Here is an 18,990-nt window from a genome sequence, read left to right as displayed (position 1 = left end):
ATGACTTTATACCGGCAATTGTTTACATGGATGTTGGCAATATTCTTCCTGCTAATCTTAGCAGTGACGGGCGTTGAACTTAACACCACTCGTAACTTCCTGCTGACTCAGCAATCTGCTGAGGTTAATAACACAATCAACTCGATGGGGCTCGCGCTCGCACCGTATCTAGAAGACGATGACAAAGTCGCTACTGAATCTGTTATCAATGCCCTATTTGATGGCGGCTTCTATCAAGAAGTTCGCTTGAAAATGCTCTCCGATGGCAGTGAGATCATTCGCAAGTATCCCGTTACCGTCGAAGGGGTGCCGAATTGGTACATTTCATTGGACCTCTTCCCTGTTATCACAGAAGAACGGACGTTTACCAGCGGTTGGCTTCAGCTAGCAGAAGTCAAAGTGGTCTCTCACCCTGGTTACGCGTATCGCGAAATGTGGCACTCCACCATCCAACTTGGTATTTGGATTGGTGCGTTGTTTGTTGCCGCCATGCTGATCATCGCTGTTCAGCTAAGTCGATCGCTTAAACCATTGGCGAGTATCACCGAACGCGCCAAAGACATTGCGCGTAATAAATTTGGTGAACCGATCGAACTGCCGCCGACCACCGAACTCAGAACCGTTGTAAAAGCCATTAACCAGATGAGTAGCCAGCTTGAAGCTTACTTCGACCAGCAAGCGAAAGAAGCAGACAGACTAAGAGAGCATGCTTATCGAGATACCGTTTCCGGCCTCGGTAACCGCAGCTTCTTCGTGGGTCAGCTAAAATCGTGGCTCGCCGAATCAGCCGTGGGTGGCCTTGTGATGGCCAAGGTAGATTTGATCACTGACACCTACCAGAGCCAAGGCTTTGCGCAAGGTGACACACTGGTCACTCAGTTCTCCAAAAAACTGAACACAACCCTTACCGATGCAGACGTCACGGCTTCACGTATTTCAAAAGACGAATTCGTCATTCTGGCGCCTAATTGCAGCAGCGAAGAACTGACACTCATTGGTGAAAGCCTCCTTGCCATCGTCAACGATATGCAGCACGACCCTATGGGGATCACACCACCCAAAGTGGCTATTGGTTTAGCGGTCAACAACTCCGTAAACCGCGACCCAAGTGTATTGCTATCTCAAGTGGACAACGCACTGACACAGGCGCGTAACTCGCCTAGCCACCCAATCTCGATGATTGACCAAACCGCCAACGATTCATCCATGGGCAAACAACAATGGAAAGCCCTTATTTTGGATGCCATCGCGCATGATTGGTTTGTATTTAAGCTCCAGCCAGCATCAACCAGCGACCAGCAGGTTATCCACCGTGAAGTATTCTCAGCCATTGAAAGAGGCGACGACTATTACGGTGCTGCTCACTTCCTCGGGGCTGTTGAACAATTGCAATTGGGCGAATCGTTCGACCGGTACGTAGTGAACCACATGATTGAACGGTTAACAGACGAACCTGACCTTGGGCCAGTGGCTATCAACATTACGCAAAACAGTGTTACCAATGCATCGTTCATTCGTTGGCTAACGACTGCAATGCAAAAACATAGAAACTTAGCAGGACGTCTATTCTTTGAAATACCCGAGAGTGTATTCGTTCGTTTCCCAGACCACGTCAGTTTGCTGACCGAACAAGCACACAGATTCAACTTTGGATTTGGCGTTGATAACTACGGGCGTAACTTCCAGTCATTGGATTACCTCAACAAGTTCAAACCGTCATACGTCAAAATTGACTTTGCTTACACCAGCAACCTTGATGACGAAGCGCAAAGCCATGTGCTTGCTTCCATTTGTCGAACGGCACACAACTTAAACATAACCACCATTGCAACTCGAGTAGAAACGGAAGCCCAGCTCAACAAGCTTTCTGAACTGTTTGTTAGCGGTTTCCAAGGGTTCATCTTTGAGAAGAAAGTAGAGAATCATGGTTAAAGATCCACTCTTGCAATCTTTGGTTTACGTTAGCCGCTACTTCGGTCAATCAAACTCGCCTGATGCATTAGTATCAGGCTTGCCGATTTCAGACGGCTACCTAGCGCCATTTCTGTTTCCTCGCGCAGCAGAACGCGCTGGCATCGATGCCAAAGAAACAAGAATGAGTCTTAGTGATCTCTCGAGCCTCTTGTGCCCTTGTATTTTACTTCTCAAAAACAATGAAGCCTGTGTACTACTGGGTATCAACCAAGAAAAGGGGGAAGCAGAAATTGTTACCCCCCATACTGAAACCACGTCTAACGTTGTTCTGATCACCGATTTGGATGAAGAATACTTAGGCCGTGTTTTCCTACTGAAAAAACGCTTTCGATATGACGAACGCTCACCGGAGATATTAAAGGAACGTTCCGGACACTGGTTTTGGAGCACCCTTTGGGAATCCAGATCCATTTATCGAGATGTATTGATTGCGTCGATATTCATCAACACCTTTGCAATAGCAACACCGATATTTTCGCGCATTGTCTATGACAAAATTGTGCCTAACCTTGCCTTTGATTCTTTGTGGGTATTAGCCAGTGGCGTCTTCGTCATCTTCATCTTCGACCTCGTGCTCAAGATGTTGCGAAGTTACTTTATCGATATTTCTGGCAAGAAATCTGACCTTTTGATTTCTGCCCGTATTTTCCAAAAAGTCATGGGCATTCGGATGGAGGCTCGTCCTCCTTCTGTCGGCGCGTTTGCGCGGCATATGCAGGAGTTTGAGTCGATACGGGACTTCTTCACCTCAGCGTCCGTATCCGCATTAATAGATTTACCTTTTGCGTTCTTCTTCCTGTTCGTCATTTGGATAGTGGCTGGCCCCTTGGTTCTCGTCCCCATTGTGGCTGTGTTAATACTCATGATTCACGCCATGATTATTCAAAAGCCGCTAAGACACACCATTGAAGAAGGCTCTCGCCTTTCTTCACAGAAGAATGCCAACTTGATTGAGAGCCTTGCGGGGCTAGAAACCATTAAGTTATTTGGCGCAGAAAGCCAGTTTCAATATCGTTGGGAAGAAGCCGTGGCGCACATGGCTAACTGGGGGATTAAAACGCGTCGCTTAACCGACTCAGTGCAAAATGCCGCAGGGTTTATCCAACAGTTTGTTAGCGTCGCAATGATCGTATTCGGTGTTTATCTCATCTCCAATGGTGACCTCACCATGGGTGGCCTGATTGCTGCAACCATGTTGAGCTCTCGTGCAGTTGGGCCACTGGTACAGCTTTCTCTGTTATCTACCCGATACAACCAAGCGAAATCAGCGATGGAAATCATCAACCAGTTGATGGAGATGCCGTCAGAACAAGAAGAAGGTAAACGCTATATTCACCGCCCCATCATTCGCGGGAAAATCGAATTTGATCGCGTTAACTTCAACTACCCCAATTCAGAAGTATCAGCCCTACGCGATATCTCCTTTACCATTCTTCCTGGAGAGAAGGTCGCGATCATCGGGCGTATTGGTTCGGGTAAGACAACCCTAAGTCGCTTGCTAATGGGCCTGTATCACCCTACAGAAGGCTCAGTAAGGATTGATGAGACCGACATCAGCCAAATCCATAATATCGACATACGACGTAATATAGGCTGTGTACCGCAAGACCCTACGCTCTTCTTTGGTTCTATTCGCGACAACATCACGCTTGGACGCCCATTGGCGGATGACCGCGACATTCTCGATGCAGCCAACCGTTCAGGGGTGACCACATTTACACAACGTGACCCTGCTGGTTTGGAGCGACAAGTGGGTGAAGGGGGTAATCAACTGTCTGGAGGCCAACGCCAAGCTATCGCCATTGCACGCGCCTTACTTAGCCGACCACCCGTATTGATGATGGATGAACCAACCAGCGCCATGGATAACCGTTCAGAGCAATACATTAAGCAGCAACTGGCGACGCTGCGTCGTGACGAGACGTTAATCTTGAACACCCATAAAACGGGCATGCTAGATATCGTCGATCGCATCATTGTGATCGAACAAGGCAGCATTGTTGCTGACGGGTCGAAAATGGCAGTGCTTCAAGCACTCAAAGAAGGCAAGGTTCAGAAAGCCGGCTAACTAGTACAAAACGTTACCCATTAAAAAAGCACCCGAAGGTGCTTTTTTTTCGTTTCAATTTAGCGTCTTATTTACAGTTTTACAGTGTAAATGACGGTATCGGTATCAAAGCGGCTCGGCGACAACCTCTCTACCATTTGTGACAAAGCGACCAGCCCCATACTCGTTAGAGATATTCAAGACAGTGTCGCCGATATGAACATGTGCTCCTGGGTAGCAATTTTTCAATACATCAATGGAATACCTGCGGTATAACGCACTCATCTCAGAAGCGCTGCTCTCCATTTTTGACTTAATCTCAGCAATACGTTCAAAGTGGTGTGTTTTAGTCCACGACAAGCGCTCTATAAGCTCGTCAGGTCGCTTATTTGCTGGTTGCTGCAATAGTTTTAATTCAGCATCTTTAACCTTCATCAACTGTTCGTGCTCGTGGTCGAGTTCTTTCGACAAACTCTGCGTTTCTTCCATCAACTTACTCAAGCCAGTAAACGCATAAACATGAGTATGTACACCTGAAGCCGCACCAAGCGTCACAACTTGAACGCCTCGCTCAGCAATGTGAGTGCCGCCAGTCAGTGTACCGGTTCGCTTAGCCTGATCACTGACAATGAGATGATTATGGGTGTATGTTTTACAGTGCATGGCGTGCTGACTAATGGTGATGTCTTTTTTTGCTTCAATACTCGCATACTGAGCAAACTTTGCGATCACAGAACCATTTGCTTTAATGCTGGTAGTAATTTCCTGATCTGACTGAACTTGACGCCCCAAAATGCCGTTGTGGATGACAATGTCTCCGCCAGCTTCAAGTGTCGCTGACTCCACCACACCACCGACAGTAATTGAGCCAGTCGCGTTGACTTTCATGCCCGCATGAACGTCACCGTTTATAACCACACTACCTTCGAAGTCAATGTGACCCGTGGCAACAGTGACCGCCTTCATGCATAGCGCATTGTCCACTTCCACGCCGTCAGGATGAAGAATCGGCATGCCAGCAGTTTCAGACACGATAACGTTCTCGTCATTCGCACTGAACTTACTACCAGGATAAAGCTTAAGTGGTAAGTCTTTGCCCGTTGTTGTTGGAAGGACTTCTCCAGTGACTCGAAATCCTTCGATACCTTTAGTGGGCGGAATTCGTTTAGCGAGTGGTTGTCCTTCTTGTACCGTGATCATCTTACCGAGGTCACGCATGTCTACGGTCCCATCTTCACGTTGCTGAGGTCTTAGTACACGCGCTTTACTGTCTTGAACTAGGTACGCAATCTTTGAATCTTCACCGGGTGTCGGCCATTTTCCAGAGGCAATAGGAACTTCCAGGTATTCACCTGGTTTTAAACGAGCAGACGCTGTCAGCAACTTCTGCAAAGTTTGCTTTTTAACGCCTCGAACAATCTGAGATTTTTTTAACGCTCCAAGTAAATCGTTACCTTTTATTGGGTTACCGCCGCAAGCGCCATTTACGCGAAGAAGCGCTGTCATTTTTTGCTCGTCGAATCGAGCGCTAACCGTCGCATCGCGGCGTTCTGCCACAACAACGTCATCAGGCTCCCCTTTCCATTCATCATTCGATGCATTGATTTTATCGAGAACAGTTTCTATTGTTTCGTCGAAACGAAAAAAGCTGGCCACATTATGTTCTTGTAACCAGTTTACAATATGTTTTTTCTCTATACGGGGTGCATCTTCTTCTGCCTTTGATACTACGGTCATGTATACCCTGCGACCATCATTAGACAGCCGCAAAAGCTGTTGCAGCATGGAATCCCCTAAATCAGAAAATTAAAAATACGAACGAACATCACGCTAGCATTGTACCCAGATGCAAGACTCAGACAGTATCACCGTTAGGGGCAAGTTAGATTCAGATCGCATTAAATAAATTACAAGTGACTCAGTTATCAAACACGAGTCATATAAATGAATTATAGAGAGTTTTAACCATTCTGCTTTAATTGAGCGGGATTAATCTTGATAAGCCATATACAAAAAAAGCACACTGCATCAGTGTGCTTTTAAAATCAGTGAGTTACTCAGGATATTGTGTGGATATCACACCTAAGGTGACAGTGTTTGGTGCATTTCATCAGAAAGCCATTCATCTAAACTAAAACCATATCGAAACTTGCCTTCTTCCTCGCTATTTTGATAGACGAGGCTGCCCTTTAACTGTGGGACATCAACCACATTCAAATAGCAGCAGGCTGCAAGTTCAATATCTTCATCGGCCACAAGTCCAAGGCCACTTCTGCTGACATCACGAATGAGGACGCGGTGTCCAAACTCAGATTCTTCGTGATCATTATCTATATGGTGTGGAGCAACATGTAATCGGGCATGGATTCCACCATTCCCTAATTCGACGCGCTCTTGAAATCGCTTACACGCACTTTCGCCGCCAGATTGTTCAATCAATACATCGCATAGCTTTTCATAGGTCTTAATCATACTGGCTCCCCCCACCGCACCAACGAAGCGTTTTGCAGCAAGTTTGTATTATATTAGCATTCCGTTACACCAAGTGTATTGAAAGTTAGACGCGCAAGTCATGAAAGAATGTTTAATTTTGAGGGTTTACAGTGTAAATCACTTACAGAGATGAATCAGCCTGCACCCTTTGCTTTCGTATCGATTGGCGCTTGGTGACAAACGCTTCAAATAGAGTGGCGTCAGAGGTAATGATTTGGTCTTTAGGTAAGCCCACTTTCTGGATCAATTCAGACACACTGGCAAGGTCGCCCACATTATGTGAAAAATGCGCATCCGAGCCCGTTGTGACCCAAGCGCCCAATTCTTTCGCTAATGAGGCAAGAGTCAAGCAGTTCGGTTCGCTACCTTTTCTGGATCCATTAAGCGATGAATTATTAAGTTCGATGGCCACACCACACTTAACCGCTTCGCGTACAACGGCTTCCGCATCGATGGGATAAGAAGGGTTACCTGCATGTGCAATGGCGTCTACGCGCTCAGATCTCATTGCATTAATCAATGCCTGCGTGTGTGTGGCTTTATCAGAAGCGCGGAACACTGCCTCATGAAGACTCGCATTCACCCATTCAAGATCGCTGTAGACGTAGAGGGGCATATCAAGCTCACCTTCCCCATTCAAGATATTGGCCTCGACGCCTTTTAGGAGTCGAACGCCGCTCAGTGACGAAGGCAATACACGTTGATTGACAAAATGCCAGTGATGCGGTGCGCCTGGCATGGTTGTGGCGTGGTCAGTGACACACATAAACTGAAGGCCAGCTTTCGCTGCAGCGGCGGCATTTTCGATCACTGTACTATATGCGTGACCACTTGCCAGTGTATGCGTATGGGTGTCGGCGATAAATTTCATACGAGTTCCTTTTCGTTGGAGAGTTGTTCTGACACCCATAAGCGAATGGCAGACTCGGTTTCTTTCCGTCCCTGATAGCCACAATCCTTGGCAACATCTTGCCAAGAATGACGATTTAGAACGCGTTCAATCAGTGCCATACACGCGTTGCTTTGGTAAGCAAACGCGTTGTTTCGTGATAGCCAATAGATAAACCAACGCCATAGGCTTCCTGTCACCAAATCATAACCGAGCGCACCTTGTGCAAAAAGACTTACCTGCTTTTCTGCCAACTCACTAGGTGTGTCGATGCCCGGCACCTGATACAAAAGCTGAGCAATCAGATAGGGACTCATCACAGTGTATTGTTCATGAAGTTGAAGCGGGAAGTTCAAAGCAAAAAGCGTATGTGCCTGATGTATCCACTTTGGAGGAGACGAGAGTGCCTTTGCCATCTGCAATGAATACGTGCCGCTTGCGGCGTCTCTGGACACACCAAGCCGCACAGGAAGATATTCTAACGATGACCAGAATTGGAATAGATCAGAATTGACGCCAAAGCTGGTACCAATCGTGGCAATCCCCTTTTGCGTCGCCAAGCGTTCCATCGCATCAATGAGCGAACGCCCTATTCCGCAGTGACGAACGTCAGCCAAAACTGCGATACGGGTTATACGAAGCAAAGGACTTAACAAAGGGTCAATGATTCCCGTATGCGTCGCTAAGCTCTGAGCGAGAAGATGACCTTTCACACGACGCTTACCAGCCACGACGGATCTCGCCAGCTCATCGTCAAACCCACCTTCTTGTTGTGCGAAAACGACGCCAACCAGCGATTCGCCTTTAAACGCAGCAATCAGAAACTGATCATGACCATCAAGTAACTGAACCAAATCATTGGGAGAGGTTTGGTAATGAGCACTGACCAAAAGCGCGAAGACTTGTCTTAACAAAGATTCGTCCGCCAACAGTTCGCTTTGCTCGATAACGCGAAGACTCACATCATCTTTCGTCGCGACATAATCGGGCTCTGCATCAAACAAGAAAGCATCGAATAGCCACTGCTCCAGAAGATCATTTTCAGACCAACGGATAGGCTGAGCCAATCGAACCTCGTTCCAGCTTTTTGTTTTCTCATCCAGCAATTGACGGAAGCGGATACTGAAAGCGCGGCCAGTACCTTCATAACCGTGCTCAGTAGAAGAAAATACCACGCGGCTATAGTGTTCAAGGCAAGTATCTAACATAGGCAGCGGAATTGCTGCCGCCTCGTCAACGAGCAACAAATCGCAATCAGGTTTGTTTAGCAGCAAGGAGTCAGGAGCAACAAAGGAGAGTTCACTGCCATTTTCGCCCTTTAACCCATACTTGCCGTTGCGACTAATCCCACTCATAGAAGCAGCATGCTTAAGCAAAATTTCGACATTAGCGACGGTTGGTGAAGTGACAAGGAGTCGCTTCTTCGCGGTCTGCATCATCTTGGCGGCAGCTAACCCCATAGCAGACGACTTCCCTCGCCCGCGGTCAGCAACCAACAATGCAGGACGACGACGATGGCCAGACAATACGCGAACAATCGCGTCAATAGCGATATCTTGATCCGACGTTGTGTCCGTTCTCATTACGGTTGGGGATTCATTAATAACGGTTTTGGGTAGCGATATAAGTCCCGACTGACAAAACAACGCCGCATTAGCATGGGAGGCAAAACCCAAAAAGCGCTGGCGAAATGCTGACGTAGCCTTTTCTTCCCCATTATCGACGAGAAAAATCAGGAGTTCACCACCACGAATACAGCCGCTAATCGCACATAGTTTTTCAACATCAATGTGCTGGCGTACATCAAGCGCCAGAGAACCCGTTTCCTGCCCTAATAACTGCTTAGCATCGCCCCACCGTAAACGCTGAAACGTAAACGCACTGACGTCATTCGAATCATCGGTCACGACTGTGATGTCGGGTATTGCTTGCATCAAACTGAACGCGAAGTCTCGGTCACCGCGAATGAAAACAGGCACGCGCACATTGCCACGCGTTACCAATTGGTGGAGTTGTCGTAGAGCAGAGTTGGGTTCTGAAAGCACAGGGTCGCCACAAGTTATCAATCACTAAGTCATGATACCGGAACGACGTAGAATTCAAAAAAAAACGTGCCTTTAGGCACGTTTAATTTGGCGAGAAATGAAGAGAGAATACGTCAATCAAGACGCGACTTAATGAATGATAGAATCGCTTCCGCGTCTTCTTCGCTCATCTTCTTCAAATTTATCGACAGCGCGTCACCCTTACGGCGATACGTTGCACGGCCTTTAACCAGTTCAGTTGAGGGCGCTTCAGCCTTGGCAACCACAGGTTTCAAAGACTCGCACCACTGTTCCAAAATCAAAGTGACTTCACGAGTAATTCGGCTTACGCCTGAAGCATCCACGGTTTTCCAAACAGGGTTCTCATCCAACTTCACCAAGAACACGGTTTGTTCTTCTTGAGTCAGTGAGAAAAACATGCGGTGCAACTTAACGATGGTTGGTCGACCAAGTTCGCCCACGCTTGGGTAAGCTTGCAACAGCGCCAAAGGCAACGCTGCCGCCTTAAGCGCCCCACTCACTAGCGCTTCACTGCATTGGCAGACTTTTGCCAGTTCTTTTTGGTCAAGCACATCGCCACGATCAAGCATGGTCTGCATTTCTTTACCACGTTCAAAAAGCGAAAGTGGCTTATGTGCATTCGCAACATCGGATAAGAACTTCGCATGCTTACTGTTGATGCCCTTAGCGACATAAATCAGAAAGTCTTGGTTTGCTAAGATACAAGACATGCGACGGCGACTACCGTCTAGCACTTCAATCTTGTTACCTTCTAGCCAGCGTCCAACGGCCGGATACTGTTGACCACGATCTTTCAGGGTCACCAAAATATCTGACAGCGCCAACTCGTTTAGGAACGATTGTTCACGCGCATTTTCAGCAAACACTGAAGTTCGGGTCACGACATCTGCTGAAGCGACACGAACAAGTTCGAACTCTACCGTCGCTTCACCCGCAACGGACAACTCAATCACAGCCGCTTTTTCTGAGGCCGCCTTTTGCGCTTCCTGTACCGTGGATGCGCGTCGCTTATCCGCTTTACCAAACAAACGCGCATTTAATTCAGAGGTTTTAATGGCCATTTAATCACTCCTGATTGCGTTGCGACCAGTGACTGTGAAGCACGCGTTCAAGCTCCAGTCCTGCTCGGTGAACCGCTTCTTGTGCGGTAGAGAGTGTTTTCTTGCCGCCCTCAAAATCCTGAGAAGTCAGGTCAAACACTGTGCTGTAGGTATCGGCACACGTTTCAAACGCACGACTACGTGGAATGGTTGCCATCATCACTTGATCACTGAGCAGATAATTCATCTCAGTAAGCACAGATACCTGCTTTTTGTTGTCATCTTCAAACATAGTCGGAACAAGGCGAACAAACTCCAACCCAGGCCAATCTTCTGGAAACATTTGATAAACCGTCGGCAAATGTTGGAAGAAGTTAACCGTCGAAGCCCAATCCAGGCGTTTTGCCGCACAAGGGATCAGCAAGGCATTTGACGCATACATCGCGTTCCAAACCAGTGGATCAATATGCGGGCCAGTGTCCACCATGATCACATCAAATTCGTCAGCAATTTTATCGATGACCTTCTCTTTGAGAAGCTGCACCACATCCAATGAGCCATCAGTCGCAAGGCTTTGCCACGCTTCGGCATTAAACATCGCATCTTCAGGGAAAGCTGCAATGGTTTTCAAATTCGGGTATTGAGTCGGCAAGAGCACATTTTTCATCATGAACTCTTTATCAGCTTCCTGAGGCGTGTTTTCCAACATCACATCAACAGCAGAATATATCCCCTCTTGCTCAGTAACACTGATTTGAGGGTTTAAGAAAAGACGCAGTGACCCTTGAGGATCAAGGTCAATCAAACAGATACGGTAACGTTTCTCCAAATTTAGCGCCAAACACGCCGCGAGATGTACCGCAGTCATTGACTTACCGGTACCCCCTTTTTGGTTTTGAATGTTGATCACCCAAGGCTTATGGTTTGCCCCTTTACCTTGATGGAACGCTGGCATTTTTGCCGCTTCCATAATCTTGTGGGCTTCATCTAACGTAATCGAATAGTGGTTGGCGTTGTTTTTGGTGAACTGATGTCCCGCTTCTTCCATTCGCGTAATCGCTTCATCAAGCTTGCGACGGGTTAAACCAGAACGCGTTTCCATCAATGCTTTAGACATTGGCGGGAACAACTGATCGTGACGTTCTTCCATCACGATTTCAATTCTGTCGGCTTGTACCTGTTTGGTTTGCTCTGCAATAGTTTGCAGGTTTTCTATCGTCTTTTCCCTATTCATTTTTCTTTTCGCCATAAAAGAGAATTAAAATGATTGTACAACATATAACAGTACTTACAATAAAAAGCTGAACGAGTTGCTAAAAAAGCAAGATCGCGGTCACTTTACGTCAATATGGCAAATAACTGTGCAAAATTCTGAGTCTTATGCACGTCGAAATCATTCACTTTTTAAAGTGTTACGGCGTCACCTTTTTACAATGTAAACCGATATAACGACGATAAACAAGACAAAATAACCGGAACGTTGAAAACATCCGACTAGATTACGGCATAGTGCATTTCAACATGGCATCTTTCATTACGAGTGACAAAAACGGCAAAAAGAAAGGGGAGGGTACATCAATTGAGCGGGCAACGGCTGTCTCTTGATCATGTTTACGGAACAATGATCAAGAAGTAGATAGGTATGCCCATGTAAAGAAGGACGTTGCGGAAAGATACCTTGATCATCTTTCCAAAGAATTAGAAACACAAAGGAACTATGATCAAGGCGATATTCAGTGCAACAAATCACCATATCTCTCTGCAGTTGGATCCTCTTAGACCGAAAAAATGATCAAGACATTATCGACTGTAAATGCGCAGGGATTTAACCTCGGAACGATGAATGACACCGTCTAAATTACGGCTCATGCCTTCTCAATACTGAATCGAGAGCAGAATCAGGCACTAAAGAGCCCGATCAGAGCGAGAGAACGATGAATGCACGTATTCAATTGAAATACCAAATGACCGTCTTGATCATTCTTTCGTATCACGGACACATATGCATACGCGACTAGAATACGCTTGATGCTATTTCAATTGAACATATCCAAGCACAAACTTGTGTCAGTATCGTCCAACTTACCGCTCAGTATGCGCAGAAACATGTAAAAATAAGTCCAAATAGCATTTTCATGATCATCTTTCCGCAGCTATTTAAGCGCTAACGACCAAATTAGACGTACAAATCAAACGTTATACCCAATAGGGCCGCAACGATCTGTGGATAACCTGTGATTCAACCATGATCATTCTTTTGGACCATTGATGATCACGTTTTCATGCGTTTGATGATCATAGTTTCGGGCTTCTAATGATCATGCTTTCAAACATTTAATGATCATCTTTCCGCTCTTAACATGATCATTCTTTCGGAGAGTGCGAAAATAATAAATATTAATTTCAATGCCTTACAGGAAAAAACTCAACCTGATCATAAGATCATATAATCAATTAGATCCTATATAATCATAAAGATCAGTTAAAAAGACTCTTCAAAAAAGATCTTTCATTCTTGTTTTTTTTCTATTAATCTTCTCGGAAAGATGGCCTAATTACGGTCAAGTGTATTCTGATAACCTATCAGCTTAACAAGGAGCTGTGGCGAGATGGCCTCAAACCCCGTGGAAAAAATACTGATCACAGCGCCAAGATCACACAAAGATGGACACTTATTTCAAGTTCATGGTCAATTGATCGATTGGCTCCCTCAGTATGAACATTTCAAAGGGGTGACCAAAAGCATTCTCGAATTGCTGAACTTAATTTCGTTACGTGGATTTGCATCGAAAGATGGCTACGTTTCTACAACGGAACTGATTGAAGCCACAGATGGCCATCTCACTCGTGCTGCAATCCAACAGCGCCTTCGTGCCGCAGTACAGATTGGATTGTTTAAGCAACAAGGCGTTCGATTCGAAGAAGGCTTGGCTGGTAAAACCATGCTTCATCACTTTGTGAATCCAAGCCAGCTAATCTCTGTTCTTGGCGCTTCAGGTCTAATGTCTGAAAAGACAAAAGTGATGGAGAAACAGAAGCGCTCCAAAGCATTAGCTCAGAATCATGTCAATAAACAACTGCTTAGCGAACATGGTTTGGGCATTCCTCCGTCGATGCAAGATGAGAAAGATCATATTGTGATCGCACCAACCAGTTGGGCTGGGATCATCGACCAAGCGCTTGCGCCACCACGCACGAAAAAGAGCTATCAAAAATCCATGGTCGCAATCAGCGGCACCAAAGCGATCATCGAAACACGATCTTCCAAGTCGATCATGACTGTGGATGATCTGATGACCTTATTTGCATTGTTCACGCTGACGGTTCAATACCACGATCACCATCTGCCAAATTATGAACTGCAAACGCAAAAGGTCGGCAACAAAACGCCCGTGTATATCACTGATATTTTGTCACTTCGTGGTAAAAAAGACAGTGGTCCTGCCCGTGACTCGATCCGAGAAAGTATCGATCGTATTGAATTTACAGATTTTCAGTTGCATGAATTAACGGGCCGTTGGCTGAGTGAAAACATGCCTGAAGGTTTTAAGAGTGACCGATTCCGATTTATTGCTCGTACGATCACGGCCTCTGAAGAGGCACCTCGAGAAGGTGAAGACGGCGAAATTCGTATTAAACCGAATCTATATATCTTGGTTTGGGAACCATCGTTCTTTGAAGAATTGATGACACGCGATTACTTTTTCTTGTTCCCGCCAGAGATCCTGCGTCAACATACCCTGGTATTTCAGCTCTATAGCCTCTTCAGAAGCCGTATGTCGCGTCGATTAGAAGATTCCATGACATTGAGTGACTTGAACCAGAAAATCGCTAGAAACATCGAATGGCGACGTTTTTCGAGTGATTTGATCCGCGAGCTTCGCAAAATGGCGAAGAAGGAAACACAAACTGAGGATGTGTTTGCCCTGAATCTTTACGGTTACCATCTGACCGTGTCCCGAATGGATGACGACAAAAAGCATTCCGACTTCAGAATTGACATCAAGTGTAACGTCGACGAAGTGATCCGTTATTCGCGAGCAAAAACATACAACGAAGGGAAACGATCCTTAGCACCGACTATGCCTAACCCGCTTCGTAATGAGATCTTGCCTAAGCAAGACCTTGATCAGCTTTCCGGGATCATTGATGGTGAGTTTGAACCGATCCAGCGTAAAGAAAAGCGCGGAGGCCGTTTGGGGCGTCGTGTTAAGCAACGTAAGCACCTGGTTGAGATCAACGCGGATGAACTGACGATCACCTTGTCGAAGTACACTTCCCCAGAAGCGCTGCAGCGCAGTATTACCGCGTTGTCTGCAATGACGGGCCATCCTGTTGCAACGATTGCGGAAGAGTGTCAGGCATTCATGGAGAAGCTTGATTGGCTGAGGGTAGACGGCGATATCATGCCGTATGAGACCTTGAGTAAAACCATCGAGTTTTATAATCAGCAGCAAGATGTTAAACATCTGTCAATAGAACGTCTGATCTCCGGACTGGCTGTACGACGTAAGGTTTGTCGCCAAGTGTATGACGGTCATTTAGACAATTCAGTGCTAACAGTTCTCGATGAAGTCGCGTCTGGTGGTTAATAAACATGACGCTGTATTGACAGAACTCTGACATGGCAATATTGCGAAGCTACTAGGATTAAAGGCGAATAGATACCTTTGTCCTATTGGCATTCGGGGCCACCCGATGCATTATTTGCTAACCCTTTACGAGCCCGATGGCTCGTTTTTTTTGCCCAAAATTTCGGCAATAGACTTATCAATATGACAATTTGATAAATTAGTCACACCTTGAGATGTTGCAAAGTCGTTAATGCAGTGCTAGCGTTTAACCAGTGCCGCAGATATCGGCCTGCCGTCCACACTGGCAAAGCAAGCGCAATATCCCCCCAATTAAAACTTCTAAGAATTTGGTTGTCACCCGGAAGGGATGCTTGTCGTGAGTGGGCCGCGCAGCGCGTATTTTCACCGGTCAATGATCCAAAGGAACACTGTGACTTCCAAGATCCTGAGCGCCTCAGATCTCAAAGCCTTTAAACGGCAAGCGAAACAACAGCGACGTATCCTGCAATGTACCCACATGCAGGCGCTGGAAGCGATCGCACGCCAAAATGGTTTTGAAAGCTGGCATCAGGTGCTAAAAATTGCCGAGCATTGCGCCAATAATCAGGCCAAAGGCGAAGCATCGAGCACGCAACGTGTGCTCTTGGATAACTCACTGTACACGTCTGTTCCTTTCGGTTGGCTGATCGGTCGAAAACCTTACTCGGATTTTTCTCTTCACATTGAAGACAACCCTAGCGTCGATGCGTCGGAGCTAGAGGTGCCGTCATCACTGTGGAAAATAGAAAAAGATGGGTAACACCGGGATGACGCGACAGGGAGTTTTTCATGAAACGTTCTATCATCGGAGCTATGTTCGCCTCTTCTCTACTCAGTGTTAGCGCATACGCAGAGACGATTTCTATTTCATGTGGTGCGGTAGGCCAAGAATTGGAACTATGTCAGCAAGGGGTTGCGGCATGGGAAGCAGAGACGGGTCACACCGTAAAAATTGTCACGACGCCTAACTCAACCACTGAACGACTTGCCTTGTATCAACAGCTACTCGCAGCGGGTGCTAACGATATTGATGTGTTCCAGATTGACGTGATTTGGCCGGGTATCCTTGGCAACCACTTCATCGATTTGAAACCGTATTCGAATGGGGAAGAAGCCAGCCACTTTCCTTCCATTGTTTCCAACAACACAGTGAAAGATCGCTTGGTGGCTATGCCATGGTTTACTGATGCAGGCGTACTCTATTATCGCACTGATCTCCTCGAAAAATATGACGAAGAGCCGCCTAAGACGTGGGAAGCGTTGACGGCGACGGCTGAGAAAGTCATGAACGCTGAACGCGAAGCCGGCAATGACAAAATGTGGGGCTTTGTTTGGCAAGGTCGTGCTTATGAAGGCTTGACCTGTGACGCATTAGAGTGGGTGGCTTCCTACAATGGCGGCACCATTGTCGATCAAGATGGCAAGATCACCATCAACAATGACAATGCCAAACAAGCACTCACCACGGCGGCAGGCTGGGTAGACACGATCTCTCCACCAGGCGTGCTCAACTACGGTGAAGAGGAAGCGCGCGGTGTTTTCCAAACGGGTAACGCGGTATTCATGCGCAACTGGCCATATGCGTGGTCTCTTGGTAACAGCGAAGATTCACCAATCAAAGGCAACATTGGCGTCGTTGCTTTGCCTAAAGGCGGCGAAGATGGCAGCCATTCAGGCACCTTGGGCGGCTGGCAGCTTTCGGTTTCCAAGTACTCTGAAAATCCAGAGCTAGCAGCAAGCCTCGTGATGTACCTGACCTCGCTTGAAGAGCAAAAACGTCGCGCGATTGTTGGCTCGTACAACCCTACCATTGAATCCCTCTATGAAGATGAAGAAGTACTGACTGCGGTTCCTTTCTTCGGCAGCCTCTATGACACCTTTGCAAATGGTACGCCGCGTCCATCGACTGCGACAGGCGTGAAATACAACCAAGTTTCTAATGCGTTTTGGAATGCGACCCATAGCGTTCTGTCTGGCAGTAAAGATGCAGACGCTGCATTGACGAAATTGCAAAAAGATCTGAAGCGCATCAGTCGCGGCGGTCGTTGGTAAGGTGGCTTTCATGCAGTCAGGCGCTCTAAGCGGCTGACTGCAGCATTCAAAAGGAAATAATATGGAACAGACAAGCGCTCTCACGCGGAAACGCGTACGCGCCGCTTGGTGGTTTCTTGCGCCTATGCTCATTACCCTTGCCATGGTGGCGGGGTGGCCATTGCTGCGAACATTCTGGTTCAGCATGACCAATGCCACGCTCGACGGCAGTGGCGTTTCTGAGTTTATTGGATTTGATAACTACTTTATCTACGAAGACGGCGAATACTATGGGATTTTGTTTGACCCAACATGGTGGCAGGCGGTGTGGAACACCCTGTATTTCGCCGTCGTGTCAGTCAGCCTTGAAACTGTTTTCGGCATCATTGTCGCCTTGGTGCTCAATACCAAGTTCAAAGGGCAGGGGCTAGTTCGTGCTGCCGTGCTGGTGCCGTGGGCGATACCTACCATTGTGTCTGCAAAAATGTGGGGATGGATGCTGCATGATCAGTTCGGCATCGTGAACGACTTCTTGATGACGTTTGGCTTGATTGCAGCGCCGTTGGCATGGACCGCTGACAGTGACATGTCGCTCAACGTGGTGATTGCTGTCGATGTGTGGAAAACCACGCCGTTTATGGCGCTGTTAGTGCTCGCAGCATTGCAAATGCTGCCTTCCGATTGCTACGAAGCCGCCAAAATTGACGGGATCCATCCTGTGCGCGTGTTCTTTAAAGTAACGCTTCCCTTGATCATGCCTGCGGTCATGGTGGCGGTAGTATTCCGCGCCCTTGATGCATTGCGGGTCTTTGATCTGATTTACGTCCTCACACCCTCGAATGAGGCCACCATGTCGATGTCGATATATGCGCGGCAAAATTTGGTGGATTTCCAAGACGTCGGCTACGGATCAGCGGCTTCAACCTTGCTGTTCTTGATCGTGGCACTGTGCACCATTTTCTACCTCTACATCGGGCGTAGAAACATGAATGAGGGGACCTAATATGTCAAAGAAATGGTATTGGCGAGTCGGGTTTTATCTTTTAGTCGCGGTGATTGTCGTGTTCTCCGTGTTCCCGTTCTATTACGCCATCGTGACGTCATTTAAGTCAGGCTCTGCCTTGTTTGAGGTCGAATATTTCCCATCCGTTTTTGATTGGAGTAACTACGCATCCGTCTTCTCTGGCGGCACGTTTGGGCGAAACTTGCTCAACTCCGTGGGTGTATCCACCGTGGTCGTGGCAATTTCCCTGCTGCTTGGCGTCACCGCTTCTTACGCATTGGGGCGTATCCGCTTTCGTGGGCGAAACGTGGTCTTGCTAACGATATTGGGTGTGTCCATGTTCCCGCAAGTGGCGGTGCTGTCAGGGCTGTTTGAGTTGATCCGCGCATTGGGGCTTTATAACTCCATGCCTGGCTTGGCCTTGGCCTACATGATCTTCACCTTGCCGTTTACGGTGTGGGTGCTGACCACCTTCATGCAGCAATTGCCGCTCGAACTCGAAGAGGCTGCAATTGTGGATGGCGCAACGCCGTGGCAAATCATCACCAAGGTGTTGATGCCTCTGCTTTGGCCTGCGTTGGTGACGACGGGCTTATTGGCGTTTATTGCCGCATGGAATGAGTTCTTGTTCGCGCTGACTTTCACCCTCACTAACGAGGAGCGCACAGTGCCTGTGGCGATCGCCTTGATATCGGGTGCAGGTCAATATGAATTGCCTTGGGGCACAATCATGGCCGCATCGGTCATCGTGACGGTGCCGCTTATCGTTATGGTTCTGGTATTCCAGCGCCGCATTGTTTCAGGCCTCACCGCGGGCGCAGTTAAGGGATAAAC

13 protein-coding genes are annotated in these 18,990 nt (G+C 47.3%); 7 read left to right on the top strand and 6 right to left on the bottom strand.

What is annotated here, in order from left to right:
• Positions 1-1,932: a bifunctional diguanylate cyclase/phosphodiesterase gene (locus Q365_RS0101305; protein WP_028021643.1), complete on the top strand. Its 1,932-nt coding sequence runs from the start codon at positions 1-3 to the stop codon at positions 1,930-1,932.
• Positions 1,925-4,042 (top strand): type I secretion system permease/ATPase, encoded by a 2,118-nt coding sequence (locus Q365_RS0101300; protein WP_028021642.1) that lies wholly within the window; start codon positions 1,925-1,927, stop codon positions 4,040-4,042. Before Q365_RS0101305 ends, Q365_RS0101300 begins: the two co-directional genes overlap by 8 nt.
• Positions 4,043-4,147: 105 nt before the next feature.
• Here the strand turns inward: Q365_RS0101300 and Q365_RS0101295 are convergent, their stop codons facing one another.
• The 6 genes from Q365_RS0101295 to Q365_RS0101270 form a co-directional block, all read right to left on the bottom strand.
• A complete protein-coding gene (locus Q365_RS0101295) occupies positions 4,148-5,806 on the bottom strand; it encodes a DUF342 domain-containing protein (RefSeq protein ID WP_028021641.1) in 1,659 nt (552 codons plus the stop codon).
• Between the two features lie 297 nt (positions 5,807-6,103).
• A complete protein-coding gene (locus Q365_RS0101290) occupies positions 6,104-6,493 on the bottom strand; it encodes a hypothetical protein (protein ID WP_028021640.1) in 390 nt (129 codons plus the stop codon).
• 142 nt (positions 6,494-6,635) lie between these two features.
• A complete protein-coding gene (locus tag Q365_RS0101285) occupies positions 6,636-7,385 on the bottom strand; it encodes a phosphatase (RefSeq protein WP_028021639.1) in 750 nt (249 codons plus the stop codon).
• On the bottom strand, positions 7,382-9,448 hold the full coding sequence (locus Q365_RS0101280; protein ID WP_245621465.1) for a GNAT family N-acetyltransferase: 2,067 nt from the start codon (positions 9,446-9,448) through the stop codon (positions 7,382-7,384). The genes Q365_RS0101285 and Q365_RS0101280 overlap by 4 nt, the downstream gene beginning before the upstream one ends.
• A gap of 113 nt (positions 9,449-9,561) precedes the next feature.
• Positions 9,562-10,530 carry a ParB N-terminal domain-containing protein gene (locus tag Q365_RS0101275; RefSeq protein ID WP_028021637.1) on the bottom strand — a complete coding sequence of 323 codons (969 nt, stop codon included), beginning with the start codon at positions 10,528-10,530 and terminating at the stop codon, positions 9,562-9,564.
• 4 nt (positions 10,531-10,534) lie between these two features.
• The gene (locus Q365_RS0101270; RefSeq protein WP_028021636.1) at positions 10,535-11,743 is read right to left on the bottom strand and encodes an AAA family ATPase; all 1,209 of its coding nucleotides are present in this window, start codon (positions 11,741-11,743) and stop codon (positions 10,535-10,537) included.
• Positions 11,744-13,118: 1,375 nt separating this feature from the next.
• Between Q365_RS0101270 and Q365_RS0101265 the strand changes: the two genes are divergently transcribed.
• The 5 genes from Q365_RS0101265 (at position 13,119) to Q365_RS0101245 (ending at position 18,988) form a co-directional block, all read left to right on the top strand.
• The gene (locus Q365_RS0101265; protein WP_028021635.1) at positions 13,119-15,101 is read left to right on the top strand and encodes a replication initiator protein RctB domain-containing protein; all 1,983 of its coding nucleotides are present in this window, start codon (positions 13,119-13,121) and stop codon (positions 15,099-15,101) included.
• A gap of 412 nt (positions 15,102-15,513) precedes the next feature.
• Positions 15,514-15,882: a glyoxalase superfamily protein gene (locus Q365_RS0101260; protein ID WP_028021634.1), complete on the top strand. Its 369-nt coding sequence runs from the start codon at positions 15,514-15,516 to the stop codon at positions 15,880-15,882.
• A 29-nt stretch (positions 15,883-15,911) separates the two neighbouring features.
• The gene (locus tag Q365_RS0101255; RefSeq protein WP_028021633.1) at positions 15,912-17,174 is read left to right on the top strand and encodes an ABC transporter substrate-binding protein; all 1,263 of its coding nucleotides are present in this window, start codon (positions 15,912-15,914) and stop codon (positions 17,172-17,174) included.
• Positions 17,175-17,235: 61 nt separating this feature from the next.
• The gene (locus Q365_RS0101250; RefSeq protein ID WP_028021632.1) at positions 17,236-18,156 is read left to right on the top strand and encodes a carbohydrate ABC transporter permease; all 921 of its coding nucleotides are present in this window, start codon (positions 17,236-17,238) and stop codon (positions 18,154-18,156) included.
• Between the two features lies 1 nt (position 18,157).
• Complete coding sequence (locus Q365_RS0101245) at positions 18,158-18,988, top strand: carbohydrate ABC transporter permease (RefSeq protein ID WP_028021631.1); 831 nt, start codon at positions 18,158-18,160, stop codon at positions 18,986-18,988.
• The last annotated feature ends 2 nt before the right edge of the window (positions 18,989-18,990 follow it).

The sequence above is a fragment of the Enterovibrio calviensis DSM 14347 genome, from assembly GCF_000621165.1.
GTDB classification, from domain to species: domain Bacteria; phylum Pseudomonadota; class Gammaproteobacteria; order Enterobacterales; family Vibrionaceae; genus Enterovibrio; species Enterovibrio calviensis.
The sequence above is the reverse complement of the archived record's forward strand: the minus strand, read 5'-3'. Positions and strand labels throughout refer to the sequence as shown.

Excerpts from the sequence above, each read along its gene's own strand:
- Q365_RS0101305 (WP_028021643.1), top strand. The coding sequence starts at position 1 with ATGACTTTATACCGGCAATTGTTTACATGGATGTTGGCAATATTCTTC.
- Q365_RS0101300 (WP_028021642.1), top strand. The coding sequence starts at position 1,925 with ATGGTTAAAGATCCACTCTTGCAATCTTTGGTTTACGTTAGCCGCTAC.
- Q365_RS0101295 (WP_028021641.1), bottom strand. The coding sequence starts at position 5,806 with ATGCTGCAACAGCTTTTGCGGCTGTCTAATGATGGTCGCAGGGTATAC.
- Q365_RS0101290 (WP_028021640.1), bottom strand. The coding sequence starts at position 6,493 with ATGATTAAGACCTATGAAAAGCTATGCGATGTATTGATTGAACAATCT.
- Q365_RS0101285 (WP_028021639.1), bottom strand. The coding sequence starts at position 7,385 with ATGAAATTTATCGCCGACACCCATACGCATACACTGGCAAGTGGTCAC.
- Q365_RS0101275 (WP_028021637.1), bottom strand. The coding sequence starts at position 10,530 with ATGGCCATTAAAACCTCTGAATTAAATGCGCGTTTGTTTGGTAAAGCG.
- Q365_RS0101270 (WP_028021636.1), bottom strand. The coding sequence starts at position 11,743 with ATGAATAGGGAAAAGACGATAGAAAACCTGCAAACTATTGCAGAGCAA.
- Q365_RS0101265 (WP_028021635.1), top strand. The coding sequence starts at position 13,119 with ATGGCCTCAAACCCCGTGGAAAAAATACTGATCACAGCGCCAAGATCA.
- Q365_RS0101255 (WP_028021633.1), top strand. The coding sequence starts at position 15,912 with ATGAAACGTTCTATCATCGGAGCTATGTTCGCCTCTTCTCTACTCAGT.
- Q365_RS0101250 (WP_028021632.1), top strand. The coding sequence starts at position 17,236 with ATGGAACAGACAAGCGCTCTCACGCGGAAACGCGTACGCGCCGCTTGG.
- Q365_RS0101245 (WP_028021631.1), top strand. The coding sequence starts at position 18,158 with ATGTCAAAGAAATGGTATTGGCGAGTCGGGTTTTATCTTTTAGTCGCG.